This window comes from Streptomyces sp. NPDC036764 (genome assembly GCF_055609385.1).
Genome location: NZ_JBVJPT010000001.1, coordinates 973,114 through 986,247, shown reverse-complemented (window position 1 = coordinate 986,247; position 13,134 = coordinate 973,114). Strand labels below are relative to the sequence as shown.

Here is a 13,134-nt window from a genome sequence, read left to right as displayed (position 1 = left end):
GCACGTTACAGCGGCGGAGCCGCGAGTACCCCGCTGCTGACCAAACTATGCACCCGACTGGGGGATACCGATACCGTTTTCGGGGTATCGAGACGCCTCAGCCATAGAACCGGGACAGACTCGTCAACACTGCCGCCGGCTTCGCCGCACCCTCGATCTCTATCGTGCCGTCGACGGCGATCTGTACACCGCCCGGCACCTCCTCCACCTCCGCCAGTTTACCGACGAGCCGGATGCGGGACCCGGCTTTTACCGGAGACGGGAAACGCACCTTGTTCAGGCCGTAGTTGACCTTCGTGGTCACCCCCTGCACATCCAACAGCTCGGTGAACAACGGGATGAAGAGCGACAGGGTGAGGTAGCCGTGGGCGATGGGGGCGCCGAAGGGGCCCTCGGCGGCCTTCGCGGGGTCGACGTGGATCCACTGGTGGTCGTCCGTGGCATCGGCGAACGTGTTGATGCGGTCCTGGGTGATCTCGATCCACTCGCTGGTGCCGAGGTCGCTGCCGGCCAGCTTCTTCAGCTCTTCGAGGCCGTTCACGGTGATGGTCATACGGGTGCGTTCCTTACTGGTTGCCGTAGCGGGTACGGACACGGGACTTGAGGAGCTTTCCGGAGGCGGTGCGCGGGAGTTCGTCGGTGAGGACGACCGACTTCGGGATCTTGTACTTGGCGAGCCGGCCGGACAGGGAGGCGAGTACCTCGTCGGGGTCCAGCACGGCGCCCTCCCGCAGGACGACCACCGCGCGCGGGACCTCGCCCCACTTGTCGTCGGGGACGCCGATCACCGCGCACTCGACGATGTCGGGATGGGCGAGGAGGAGGTCCTCGACCTCGGCGGGGTAGATGTTCTCGCCACCAGAGATGATCATGTCCTTGATGCGGTCGACGATGAAGACGTAACCGTCCTCGTCGACGCGGGCCGCGTCCCCGCTGCGGAACCAGCCCTCGGCGAAGGACGCCGCGGTCTCGTCGGGCAGGCCCCAGTAGCCGGGCATGACGTGCGGGCCGCGGACCACGACCTCGCCGGTCTCGTCGGCGTCGACGGGGGTCAGGTCGGGCCGCACCACCCGTACGTCGCTGAAGAAGTGCGGCACGCCCGCCGAGCCGGCCTTGGTGACCGCGTGCTCGGCGTCCAGGAACAGCGTCCCCGGGGCCGCCTCCGTCATGCCGTAGCCCTGGAGGAAGGTCAGGCCCCGCTCCTGGTAGGCGGCGATGAGCGGCGACGGGACCGGGGAGCCGCCGCAGGTCAGGATGCGCAGGGAGGACAGATCCGCGTCCGGCCAGGCCCGGTGGCGGGCCAGTTGGTCGAACATGGTCGGCACGCCGAACATGAAGGTGATGCGGTGACGTGCGATCAGGTCGAAGGTGGCGTCCGGGTCGAAGGCCTCGACCAGGACGCAGGTGCCGCCCTTGAGGAGCACCGGGAGCGTCAGCATGTTCAGGCCGGCCGTGTGGAACAACGGGGCCGAGACCAGAGCGCGTTCGTCGGCGATCAGGTCGGTGTCGACGAGGACGTTGAGCGCGTTCCACGTGATGTTGCCGTGGGTGAGCATGGCGCCCTTGGGGCGGCCGGTCGTCCCCGAGGTGTACATGATGATGCAGGTGTCGTCGGGGGTGACGGGGGCGTCGATCGGCTCGTCCGAGGCCGCCGCCAGCGCCCGGTCGTAGTCCGGGCCCACTTCGACGTAGGTACGGACGTCGGTGTGGCCCGGGAGTCCCGCGACCAGTCCGGCGTGTGACGGGCCGTAGATCAGGGCCTTGGCTCCGGAGTCGGCCAGTTGGTAGGCGATCTCGGGGCCGGCCAGGCGGGTGTTGAGGGGGACGAAGACCGCGCCGAGCGTGCCGGCCGCGAAGAGGCTCTCCAGGTAGGACGGGTGGTTCGGGCCCAGGTACGCGATGCGGTCGCCGCGGCGGACGCCACGCTCGCGCAGGGCGTGGGCCAGGCGGGTGGTGCGGTCGTGCAGGGTGGCGTACGACGTCGCTGTCCCGCCGTGGATCAGGGCGGTGCGGTGGGGTGTCTTGCGGGCCCGGCGTGCGGGCCACGACCCCAGTCCCTCGTTGCGCATGTCACGCCCCTTACGGCTTCGTCAGCCCGAGCAGTCGGGCGGCGTTCTCCTTGAGGATCTTCGGTCTGACCTCGTCCTTGATCGACAGCTTGGCGAAGTCGGCGAGCCAGCGGTCGGGGGTGAGGACGGGGAAGTCGGAGCCGAAGAGGACCTTGTCCTTGAGGAGGGTGTTCGCGTACTGCACCAGTTGCGGCGGGAAGTACTTCGGCGACCAGCCGGAGAGGTCGATGTGGACGCCCGGCTTGTGGGTCGCGACCGCCAGGGCCTCGTCCTGCCAGGGGAAGGACGGGTGCGCCAGGATGATCTTCAGGTGCGGGAAGTCGGCCGCCACGTCGTCGACGTGGAGGGGGTTGGAGTACTTGAGGCGGATGCCGCCGCCTCCCGGCACTCCCGCGCCGATGCCCGTCTGACCCGTGTGGAACAGGGCGATCGTGCCCGTCTCCTCGATCACCTCGTAGAGGTCGTACGCCACCGAGCGGTCGTTGGGGAAGAAGCCCTGGATGCTGGGGTGGAACTTGAAGCCCTTCACCCCGTACTCCTCGACCAGGCGGCGGGCCTGCCGCACCCCCGCCTTGCCCCGGAAGGGGTCGATGGACGCGAAGGGGATCAGCACGTCAGCGTTGGCGGCGGCCGCCTCGGCGACCTCCTCGTTCGGGACCGGGGGCGTGCCCGTCGCGGACTCGGCGTCGACCGTGAAGATCACGGCCGCCATCTTCCGCTCGCGGTAGTGGGCGGCGGTCTCCTCCAGGGTCGGCTTGCGCTTGCCCTCGACCTTGAAGTAGGCGGAGGAGGCGTCGTGGAGGTCGTCGTCCAGGGAGGAGTGGCCCTTGGAGGAGACCTCCGCGTGCGTGTGGACGTCGATCGCGACCAGCTCGTCGGGGTTCATGGAGGGGGCCATCACGCCTCCGGGAACTTGGGTGCCGGAATGCCGACCGACTGGAGTTCGGCGCCGACCGAGGTGGGCCAGACGTCGGCCAGGGTGTCCGGGGTCCAGCCGCCGTCCGCGAAGGCCGCCGCGATCTCCTGCGGATGCGACCAGAGTGCCACCTTGTCGCCTCCGATGCCGATGGCCTGGCCGGTGATGCCGCGGGCCGCCTCGGAGGCGAGGAAGGGGACGAGGGCGGCGCAGTCCTCGGGGGTGCCGAAGCCCTCGCCCTTGCGCAGGAAGTCCGGGAGCGGCGTGCCGCCGCGCATCGCCTCGATGTACGGGGCGAAGGCGGGGATGGACTCGGTCATCGCCGTCGCGGCGACCGGCACGATCGCGTTGACGGTGATGTTCGCGCGGCCCAGCTCCATCGACCAGGTGCGGGCGAAGGCGGCGATGCCGGCCTTGGCGGCGGCGTAGTTCGTCTGCCCGAAGTTGCCGCGCTGGCCGGCCGGGGAGCCGACCAGGATCAGGGTGCCGCCCTCGCCCTGCTCGCGCATGCGCACGGCGGCGGCGCGGGCGCAGGTGAAGGTGCCCTTGAGGTGGGTGGCGATCACCGCGTCGAAGTCGTCGTCGGTCATCTTCCACAGGACCTTGTCGCGCAGGATGCCCGCGTTGGTGACCAGGACGTCCAGCCGCCCGAACTCCTCCACCGCGCGGCCGACCAGCCGGTTGGCGGCCTCGGTCGTGCCGACCGGGACGACCTCGGCGACGGCGGTGCCGCCGGCCTCGCGGATGGACTTCACGGCCGCCTCGGCCACGGCCTCGTCGACGTCGTTGACGACCACGGACGCGCCATGGGCGGCCAGGGCGTGGGCGTAGGCGAGGCCAAGGCCCCGGCCGCTGCCGGTGACGACGGCGGCCTTGCCGGTGAGATCGATGCTGGGCACGGGCGTGTCCCTTCGAGGAGAGGTGCGGCTACGAGATCGAAGGTAAGAACAATAGTTGTCGACGTCAATAGTTGTTGCGGACTCGTCCTTGCGTCATGCTGGGTGCGGTACGTCCGCACGCCCCGCCCGGGGCCTCGACCAGGGAGCCCGTCATCGCCAGCCGGCAGACCACCCAGCACACCGCAGGCAACGCACCGATCGACGCGCACGAGCCGTGGATGCGCACACTGCACGCGGACACGGGCTATCTGCTCTACCGCCTCGGCCTGCGCTCCGGTCAACTGTTCAACACCTTCCTCCAGGAGTCGGGCCTGCGGCTGCGCCACTACGCGGTGCTGCGCTTCCTCGCCACCACCCCGGGCGCGCTCCAGCGCGAGCTGAGCGCGTCGCTCGGCTACGACCCGAGCGCGATCGTCGGCCTGGTCGACGACCTGGAGAAGCTGGGCTTCGCCGAGCGGCGCCCCTCCCCCGACGACCGCCGCAGCCGGATCATCGTGCTGACCGAGGGCGGCCGGGCCTTCCTGCGGGACACCGACGAGGCCGGGCAGCGCGTCACGAACGATCTGGTCGGGCCGCTGGACGCCGACGAGCGCGAGCAGTTGCACGCGCTGCTGCAGAGAGTCGCCGAGTCCGGGCTGGGATGACGGGGGTGCCGATGACCGCCGACGCCGTGCCGTCCCCGTCGGCCAAGGGGACGCGTTCCGCGCCCGACCGGCTGCTGTCGGTGCTCGGGGCCTTCGACCTGGAGCATCCGGCGCTGTGTCTGACGGACATCGGCCGACGGGCCGGGCTGAGCCTGAGCACCGCGCACCGGCTGGTGGCCGCGCTCACCGAGTGGGGCGCGCTGGAGCGGGACGACTCCGGGCTGTACCACGTAGGGCTACGGCTGTGGGAGCTCGCGGCACTCGCGCCGCGCGGTCTTGCACTGCGGCAGGTCGCGCTGCCGTATCTGGAGGACCTCTACGAGGCCACGCACGAGAACGTGCAGTTGGCGGTCCAGGACGGCGCCGAGGTCGTCTACATCGAGTGGCTGTCGGGGCGCTCGGCGGTCGGTGTGCACATCCGCGTCGGGGCGCGCTGGCCGCTGCACGCCACGGGCGTCGGGCTCGCGCTGCTCGCGCACAGCGACGCGGACTTCCAGGAGGAGTACTGCGGCGGGCCGCTCGCCGCGTTCACGCCGTACACCGTCACCGATCCGGCCGGGCTGCGCCGCATGCTCGCCGAGGTGCGCCGCACGGGTGTGGCGGTGAGCAGCCGCCAGGTCACCGACGACGCGCTGTCCGTGGCGGCTCCGGTGCGGGGGCCGGGCGGGGCGGTCGTCGCCGCCGTATCGGTCGTCGTACCCCGGGCGGACGCCCAGGTACCGGTGCTGGCACCGGCGGTGCGGCTGGCGGCGCGGGGGATATCGCGGGGGCTGGGGTGGCAGCCGGAGAAGGGGACGTAGAGGGCCGAAGTCCACGCCGGCTCGCCGGCGCAGCGTGCCGGCGTTGCCGAACCGCACCCAGGGGGCGCGGGGCCATATCGATATGCGGCTCGGCAGCGCCGCGAAGGGGCGCGGGGAACTGCGCGACCAGCCACAACGAACCCGCGGACGCCCAACGACCCAGCACGCCCCACGGCAGGCGCCCCGCCGATATCCCTCTCACCGGTGAGGACGAGCCCCGAGTGACCTCGCGATACTGAAAGAGCCCTTGCCCCGAGGAGCCGCCCGTGTCCGCTCGTTCCTGGATCTCCCCCGCCGCCGCGCGCCTGCGCACCGCCAACCCGTACGTCGTCGACTCGGCGCTCGCCACGCTCGTGCTGTTCGCCGTCTCGTTGCAGTGGATCTTTCCCGACGAGGGCGACGACCGGCTGACCTGGCAGGGCTGGCTGATCGGTGCCGCGACGGCGGTGCCGCTGGTGTGGCGGCGCAGGGCGCCGTTCGCGACGGCGTGGGCCGTCTCGGTGGCCACCCCGGCCCAGGCCGTCTACCACGCGCCGCCGCCGGACGTGATGTACGGCGGCATGGTCGTCCTCTACACGATGGCCGCCCTGGGCAAGCCGTGGCAGCGGCGGGTGATGCTGGTCGGCTGGCTGATCGGCGTCTCGCTGACGATGATGCACAAGGAGGAGCCGCAGCCCTTCGAGTACGCCTTCCACCTGCTCAGCGTGGTGTGCGCGTACGGCTTCGGCGTGCTGGCCCGGGTGCAGCGGGCGTACGCCGCGGAACTGGAGGACCGGGCCCGGCAACTGGAGCGGGAGCGGGCCGCCGACACCGCGCGGGCCATCGCGCAGGAGCGGTCCCGGATCGCCCGGGACATGCACGACGTCCTCGCGCACGCGGTGAGCCTGATGGTGGTGCAGGCCGAGGCCGGACCGGTGGTGGTGCGCAGCGATCCGGCGCGCGCGGAGGCCGCGTTCGACGCCATCGCGGCGGCCGGGCGGGACGCGATGGGCCAACTGCGCCGGATCCTCGGGGTCCTCAAGGAGCCGCGGGGCAAGGACGGTGCGTGGCGGTTGCCGCAGCCGGGCGTGGCCGAGCTGCCCGGCCTGGTCCGCCAGGTCGGCGAGTCCACCGGCCTGCGCGTGGAGCTGCGCGCCTCGGGCACGCCCCGCCCGCTGCCCCCGGACACCGAGGTCGCCGCCTTCCGCGTGATCCAGGAAGCCCTCACCAACACCGTCAAGCACGCGCAGGCCACCTCCGCTACCGTCGAACTCGACTGGACGGAGGAAGAGTTGACACTGACGGTCACGGACGACGGACGGGGACCGGGCTCCGGTGACGGCGGGCACGGGCTGATCGGCATCCGGGAGCGGGCCGCCGCCTGCGGGGGCAGCGCGCGGGCCGGGCGCGGACCGGAAGGCGGTTTCCGGGTGGTCGTACGGCTGCCGGCGGCCGTCGACCGGGAGGCGGCTCTGGGATGAGCATCCGGGTGGTGGTCGCCGACGACCAGGAACTGGTGCGGGCCGGTTTCAGCATGATCCTCGAGGCGCAGGCGGACATCGAGGTGGTCGCGGAGGCCGGAGACGGCGCCGACGCGGTCGCCGCGGTGCAGCGGCACTCCCCCGATGTGCTGCTGCTCGACATCCGGATGCCGGTCATGGACGGTCTGGAGGCGGCGCGGCGGGTGTGCGGGCAGTCGAGCTGCAAGGTGGTCATGCTGACCACGTTCGACCTGGACGAGTACGTGTACGAGGCGTTGTGCGCGGGCGCCAGCGGCTTTCTGCTGAAGGACGTGCGGCGCGACGACCTCGTGCACGCCGTACGGGTCGTGGCGGCCGGGGACTCGCTGCTCGCGCCGACGGTGACGCGGCGGCTGGTCGCCGATATCGTGCGGCGCCGCCGCGAGGAGACCGCCGCCGAGGCCACGCCGCAGCGCCTGGACGTCCTGACGGCACGCGAGGTGGAGACCCTGCGGCTGCTGGCGCGCGGGCTGTCCAACTCCGAGATCGCCACGACCCTGTTCGTCAGCGAGCACACGGTGAAGACCCATGTCAGCAACGTGCTGGGCAAGCTCGCTCTCAGGGACCGGGTGCAGGCGGTGATCTGCGCCTACGAGACGGGGCTGGTGACCCCGGGATCCCCCTAGCGAGGGAGTTCCGGGCCCTCCTCCCCCGTGCGAGGGAGGCCCGCAAACCGCTCCCACCGGCGATCCGGTGACCACCCCTGTGGCGTGAGCCTGAGGGCGATGGCAACCGACCGTCCTGCCGGGAGGGACCGTGCTCACCACGCTCGCCCGGGCGGCGACCCGCCGCCCGCTCACCGTCATCGCCCTGTGGGTGCTCTTCCTGCTGCTCGGCTTCGGCCTCGGGACGGGTGTCTTCGGCCGCCTCTCGGACAACGTGGCCGACATCCCGGGCACCGAGTCCGAGGCCGCCGCCCAGTACCTCGACCGCGCCGACCCCGCCGGGGAGTCGATCACCGGCGTCGTCGAGGGCACCGCCGTCGCCGACCCCGCGCTGCGGCAACAGGTCGAACGGGCCGTCGCCGACGTGCGCTCCCTCGACGGGGTGGCCGCCGTACCCGACCCGTACGCCACCCGTGGCCTGACCGCCGATGACGGCCGGGCCCTGATCATCCCCGTCACCCTGGAAGGCGGTCTCGACGACGCCGCCGAGGAGGACGCCGTGGACGCGGCGGCCGAGCGGATCCGGCAGATCGACGCGCCCGAAGTGCATGTCAGCGGCGGCCCGTTGCTGGGTACGCAGATCGGTGAGCGGGCCCAGGAGGACGTACGGAACGCGGAGTTGATCTCCCTGCCGGTGGTGCTCGCACTGCTGCTGGTGGTGTTCGGCGGGCTTCGCGCGGCGGCGCTGCCCCTGGTGATCGCGGTCAGCGGGATCGCGGGGGCGTTCCTCGCGCTGTTCCTGTTCAGCGAGGTCACCGACATCTCCGTGTACGCGATCCAGGTGACCACGATGCTGGGGCTCGGACTCGCCGTGGACTACGCCCTGTTGATGGTGGTGCGCTTCCGCGAGGAACGCCGCAGCACCGAGGACGTGGCACAGGCCGTGGAGCGTACGGTCGCGGCGGCCGGCCGTACCGTGCTGTTCTCCGGGGTCACGGTCGCGGTCAGCCTGACCGGGCTGCTGGTGTTCCCGAGCGTGTTCCTGCGCAGCATGGGGCTTGCCGTGGCCGCCGTGGTGGTCGTCGACATGCTGGCCGCGCTCACGCTGCTGCCGGCGCTGCTCGCGAGGTTCGGCGGGAGGATCGCGCCGGCGAAGGTCCGGCCGGAGGGCGAGGAGGGCCGCGTGTTCGCCCGCCTGGCCCGCTTCTCGGCCCGCCGCAGGGTCGCCGTGGTGGCCACCGTCGTACCGGTCCTGCTCGTGCTGGCGCTGCCCGTCACCGGCATGACGATCAACCTCGGCGACGCCGAGCAACTGCCGGCGAGCACCGAGGCACGGCAGTTGTACGACACCGTCGACGAGCACTTCCCGCCGGGCACCGGCGTCTCGCCGATCACGGTCGTGCTGAAGCCGGGCGCGGACTCGGATACCGCCGACCGGATCCGGGCGCTGTCCCCGACGGCCGAGTCCCACGAACTGCCCGGCGGGGCGACGGTCCTGCGCGTCCAGCCACCGGGCAGCGTCGACGGCGCGCAGGCCACCGCCCTGGTCGAGCGGATACGGGACGTGCGCGGCGGCGAGCCGGTCGAGGTCACCGGACCGGCCGCCCGTCTGGTGGACTTCCGGGAGATGCTCGCCGAACGGGCGCCCTGGGCCGCGGTCACGGTCCTGGCCGGCATCTTCGCCCTGCTCTTCGCCTTCACGGGCTCGCTGTTGATCCCGCTGCGCACCATCCTGACCACCCTGCTCAGCCTGGGCGCCGCGCTCGGCATGGTGGTGTGGGTCTTCCAGGACGGGCATCTGGCCGGGCTGCTCGGCGCCGAGGACCTGGACGCGCTGAGCCTGACCGCGCCGCCGCTGATCGTGGCGATCGCGTTCGGTCTGGCCATGGACTACGAGCTGTTCATCCTGGCCCGGATGCGCGAGGCACGGCGGCTCACCGGCGACGACCAGGAGGCCGTGGTCACCGGTCTGCGCCGCTCCGGCCGCGTCGTCACCTGCGCGGCACTGCTCCTCGCGGTGGTGTTCGGCGCCTTCATGACCGGCGGCTTCGCACCCATCCTCCAGATCGGTCTGGGGCTGACCCTCGCGGTACTGATCGACGCGACGGTCGTAAGGATGCTGCTGGTCCCGGCGACGATGGCGCTGCTCGGCCGCCTTGCCTGGTGGGCACCGAAGCCGCTGCGCCGGGCGCACGACCGGTTCGGGCTGCACGAGGAGGCCCCGGCGCCCGCGCCCTCCGTGACGACGAGGGCCTGACGCCGCGGCCGGGCACCGGCACCTCGTTTCGGTGCCGGTGCCTACAGGCGCACGGTCATCTTCACGGTCACCTCGTCACCGGCCCCGAGCCCCTGCGGCTTACGGACGGCGTTCTTCAGCGGCAGCAGGTAGCCGCCGTCCTTGGGGAAGAGCGACGTCTCGAAGGCGATCTCGCCGACCCGGGCCTCGACCGGGATCACACCCCAGCCGTAGGTGGCCATGGCGGCCACGTCCCGGATGTCGGCGGACTCCTCGTCGGGGATCCGGACGAAGTAGAACGGCGCCGGTCCGCGCCATTCGATCACCGAGCCGGTGAAAGCGAGTTCCATACGCTGCGGACCTCTTCTCTCGTCTGTCTTCCGAGCCGACCTCACGGGAATCCCAGACTAGGTGGTCGGCTCAGCGAACCTGTCGCTCTTCGGCCCGATGCCTTTGATCCTGGTCGGAGTTCCCTCCGGGGCGAACGGGTGGTGGAAGGTGAAGGCGTGCGGCGCGGAGCCGTGGTCGTGGAGGTGTTCCAGCCTGGAAACCCCGTCCTGCCAGGTGGGTATCACGTCGTCGGCGACCCACCAGAACACGTAACTCGGGTGTCCCGTCCTCTCGAACCAGTCGTAACGCCTGTTCAGCGCCTCACGGTGCAGACCGGTGTAGATGGCGTCGAAGGCGGGGTTCAGGCCGGTCCAGAGTGAGAGGGTCGCGTCCAGGGCGATGGTTTCCACCGTGCGGCCCTTGCTGTACCAGGTCGGTACGACGAACTCTCCCCATGCACCCCAGTCCAAGTCGAAGTGTGTGCCCCGGCCGCGGTCTGCCGCTTCAGCACGAGCGAGGTATCCGGGGTGCTGGGTGATCTCCGGGTAGACGGCCTCGCCGCTGTCGTGGAGTTCGCGCGTGAGCGGTGTGGGATCGGCGAGAGGTGACTTCAGGACGCCGAAGGTGTACAGCGCAAGATGGGGCATGCGTCTCTCCCTGGTTGGGGGTGCCTGGCGTGGACCCGGTTCGGTGGCTTTCGCATGCGGGCGAGGATTCGTGGGGCATGACCGACTCATCCCGTCGCGGGTGGCTCAGCCTCAAGGAACTCCTGTGCGACCGTGGGCGATCGCCGAGGACCAGGTGAAGGTAGCTGCCTCTGCGGGCCATGTCGAAGTTGCGTTTTCCCTGCCCACGTGGCCTCCTGCGCAGGTCATTGCGGGGGCTGGGGCGGTGACGGGCGGGGCGGGCGAGTGCGCTTGGCGGGCTCTACCACCTTGCTTCGGGACTCACCACACAGCACACGACTCGGGAACATCGCCGCCGCCCTCACCTGCTGGAAGCTCGCTCAGATCAGCATTCGGGGACACGGTCCTGTTGACTCATCGCGGTGACGAGGGTGGAGGAGATGTGGGCCAGGGCGGGGTCCGCAGCGATGAAGAACGTTTCGACCCCGGCCAGTTCGTGGTTCATGCGGGCCATCGGCATTTCGTAGTCCAGGTCGGCAACGCCGCGGACTCCGCGGACGACGACGTCGATTCCGACTCGGCGGCAGTAGTCGACCAGCAGGCCGCCGGTGTGGGAGTCGACCGTGACGTTGCTCAAGTCAGTTGCTGCCCCGCGGAGCCGGTCCAGCCGTTCCGCGATGGGGAAGCGGCCGGTCTTGTTCGGATTGAACATCACGCACACGACGACCTCGTCGAACAGGAGGGCAGCGCGCCGGAGTACGTCCTGGTGCCCTTGGGTGACCGGGTCGAACGATCCTGGGAAGAGGGCTCGCATGATCGGCAAGATTAACAGCGGCCGGAACCCGTCCCGGGCGGACCGGAAGGCGGGCGCCGCGCTCCAGGGCCCGTTTGCCTTCACAGGGTGAACTTCCCTGTGATGCAAGGGATTTATCTGCTTCACCTCTTGACGACCGGAGTGCCGGGGAGCACATTGGCGGCACTTTGAGAGCGCTCTCAACGAGTTCTCGAAGGCATCCCGCTCCCCACTTCCGTACACCGAGAGGCAGCACCCCATGAGTGACCCCTCCGGCATACACCGCAGACCCCGCTCCCCAAGGCGCGCGCTGCTGGCCGTACTCGGCACGCTCGGCCTCGTGGCGGCCGCAGCCACTGTCGCCGTCCCCTCCGCCAACGCGTCGGCGCCCACGCCCCCTTCGGGCTGGACGCAGGTGTTCCTGGACGACTTCGAGGGCGCCGCGGGCTCCGGCGTGAACACCTCCAACTGGCAGTACGCGACCGGCAAGGGCTATCCCGGCGGCCCCGCCAACTGGGGTACCGGCGAGATCGAGACGATGACGAGCAGCACGGACAACGTGTCACTCGACGGCAACGGCAATCTGCGCATCACGCCCCGCCGGGACGCATCCGGCAACTGGACCTCCGGGCGCATCGAGACCAACCGCACCGACTTCCAGCCCCCGGCGGGCGGCAAGCTCCGCGTCGAGTCCCGTATCCAGGTGCCGAACGTGACCGGAGCGGCCGCCAAGGGGTACTGGCCGGCGTTCTGGATGCTGGGCGCGCCCTACCGCGGCAACTACTGGAACTGGCCGAGCGTCGGCGAGCTGGACATCATGGAGAACACCCAGGGCATGAACACGGTGTTCGCCACCATGCACTGCGGCACCTCACCCGGCGGCCCCTGCAACGAGACCAGCGGCATCGGAAGCAACACCCCCTGCTCCGGCACGACCTGTCAGGCAGGCTTCCACACCTACCGGATGGAGTGGGACCGCTCCACGAGCGTCGAGGAGATCCGCTTCTATCTCGACGGCGTCAACTTCCACACCGTACGGTCCAACCAGGTCGACGCGACGACGTGGACGAACGCGACGAACCACGGCTTCTTCATCATCTTCAACGTGGCCATGGGCGGCGGCTTCCCGGACGCCTTCGGCGGCGGCCCGGACGGCGGCACGCAGCCGGGCCACTCGATGGTCGTCGACTACGTCCAGGTGCTGTCCAGCGGGAGCGGTACCACACCCCCGCCGACGGGCAACCGTGACGCCTACAGCGCCATCCAGGCCGAGTCCTACGACGGCCAGGGCGGCGTGGGCACCGAGTCCACCTCCGACTCGGGCGGCGGCCAGAACATCGCCTCCCTCGCCAACGGCGACTGGGCGCTCTACCGGGGTGTCAACTTCGGTTCCCCGGCGGCCAACCAGTTCGTCGGCCGGGTGGCCAGCGGTGCGGCGGGCGGCGTCAGCGGTCTGGTCGAGGTGCGCCTGGACAGCCGCGGCAACGCGCCCGTCGGCAGTTTCGCGGTGGGCAACACGGGCGGCTGGCAGTCGTGGCGGACGATCCCGGCGAACATCACCGGGGTGACGGGTACGCACGACGTCTATCTGACCTTCACCAGCGGTCAGCCGGCGGACTTCGTCAACGTGAACTGGTTCAACTTCGGCCGCTGAGCGCTCCGCGCATCGAGCCACGACAGGCGTCAGTGGTCCGCGGGTCTGTCGTGGCTGGTCGCG

The 13,134-nt window shown here is 70.7% G+C and carries 13 protein-coding genes; 6 read left to right on the top strand and 7 right to left on the bottom strand.

Annotated features, from left to right (window positions below; translation table 11 throughout):
• Positions 1-97 precede the first annotated feature (97 nt).
• The 4 genes from ACZ69Q_RS04235 to ACZ69Q_RS04220 are packed head-to-tail and all read right to left on the bottom strand — an operon-like array spanning position 98 to position 3,884.
• Positions 98-553 carry a MaoC family dehydratase gene (locus ACZ69Q_RS04235; RefSeq protein ID WP_471036043.1) on the bottom strand — a complete coding sequence of 152 codons (456 nt, stop codon included), beginning with the start codon at positions 551-553 and terminating at the stop codon, positions 98-100.
• A gap of 13 nt (positions 554-566) precedes the next feature.
• On the bottom strand, positions 567-2,069 hold the full coding sequence (gene menE, locus ACZ69Q_RS04230) for an o-succinylbenzoate--CoA ligase (RefSeq protein ID WP_471036041.1): 1,503 nt from the start codon (positions 2,067-2,069) through the stop codon (positions 567-569).
• Between the two features lie 10 nt (positions 2,070-2,079).
• Positions 2,080-2,955 (bottom strand): amidohydrolase family protein, encoded by an 876-nt coding sequence (locus tag ACZ69Q_RS04225; RefSeq protein WP_471040047.1) that lies wholly within the window; start codon positions 2,953-2,955, stop codon positions 2,080-2,082.
• A gap of 11 nt (positions 2,956-2,966) precedes the next feature.
• Positions 2,967-3,884 (bottom strand): SDR family NAD(P)-dependent oxidoreductase, encoded by a 918-nt coding sequence (locus tag ACZ69Q_RS04220; RefSeq protein ID WP_471036040.1) that lies wholly within the window; start codon positions 3,882-3,884, stop codon positions 2,967-2,969.
• Positions 3,885-3,979: 95 nt separating this feature from the next.
• Here ACZ69Q_RS04220 and ACZ69Q_RS04215 point away from each other — a divergent pair, with 95 nt between their 5' ends.
• From ACZ69Q_RS04215 to ACZ69Q_RS04195, 5 genes are all read left to right on the top strand, one after another.
• Complete coding sequence (locus tag ACZ69Q_RS04215) at positions 3,980-4,528, top strand: MarR family winged helix-turn-helix transcriptional regulator (RefSeq protein WP_471036038.1); 549 nt, start codon at positions 3,980-3,982, stop codon at positions 4,526-4,528.
• 11 nt (positions 4,529-4,539) lie between these two features.
• Positions 4,540-5,328 (top strand): IclR family transcriptional regulator, encoded by a 789-nt coding sequence (locus ACZ69Q_RS04210; protein ID WP_471036035.1) that lies wholly within the window; start codon positions 4,540-4,542, stop codon positions 5,326-5,328.
• A gap of 266 nt (positions 5,329-5,594) precedes the next feature.
• Entirely contained in the window at positions 5,595-6,788 is a 1,194-nt protein-coding gene (locus ACZ69Q_RS04205; RefSeq protein ID WP_471036031.1) for a sensor histidine kinase, read from the top strand.
• Complete coding sequence (locus ACZ69Q_RS04200; protein ID WP_471036029.1) at positions 6,785-7,453, top strand: response regulator; 669 nt, start codon at positions 6,785-6,787, stop codon at positions 7,451-7,453. Before ACZ69Q_RS04205 ends, ACZ69Q_RS04200 begins: the two co-directional genes overlap by 4 nt.
• Before the next feature lie 130 nt (positions 7,454-7,583).
• Positions 7,584-9,689 (top strand): MMPL family transporter, encoded by a 2,106-nt coding sequence (locus ACZ69Q_RS04195; RefSeq protein ID WP_471036026.1) that lies wholly within the window; start codon positions 7,584-7,586, stop codon positions 9,687-9,689.
• Between the two features lie 41 nt (positions 9,690-9,730).
• On the opposite strand, the gene ACZ69Q_RS04190 is transcribed toward ACZ69Q_RS04195, so the two are convergent.
• The 3 genes from ACZ69Q_RS04190 to coaD form a co-directional block, all read right to left on the bottom strand.
• Positions 9,731-10,018 carry a DUF1905 domain-containing protein gene (locus tag ACZ69Q_RS04190; protein WP_471036023.1) on the bottom strand — a complete coding sequence of 96 codons (288 nt, stop codon included), beginning with the start codon at positions 10,016-10,018 and terminating at the stop codon, positions 9,731-9,733.
• A 57-nt stretch (positions 10,019-10,075) separates the two neighbouring features.
• A complete protein-coding gene (locus ACZ69Q_RS04185) occupies positions 10,076-10,645 on the bottom strand; it encodes a DUF3291 domain-containing protein (RefSeq protein ID WP_471036020.1) in 570 nt (189 codons plus the stop codon).
• 364 nt (positions 10,646-11,009) lie between these two features.
• Positions 11,010-11,438: a pantetheine-phosphate adenylyltransferase gene (gene coaD, locus ACZ69Q_RS04180; protein ID WP_471036017.1), complete on the bottom strand. Its 429-nt coding sequence runs from the start codon at positions 11,436-11,438 to the stop codon at positions 11,010-11,012.
• 238 nt (positions 11,439-11,676) lie between these two features.
• Here coaD and ACZ69Q_RS04175 point away from each other — a divergent pair, with 238 nt between their 5' ends.
• Positions 11,677-13,071, top strand: coding sequence for a glycoside hydrolase family 16 protein (locus ACZ69Q_RS04175; protein WP_471036015.1), 1,395 nt, complete (start codon positions 11,677-11,679; stop codon positions 13,069-13,071).
• Positions 13,072-13,134: the final 63 nt, after the last annotated feature.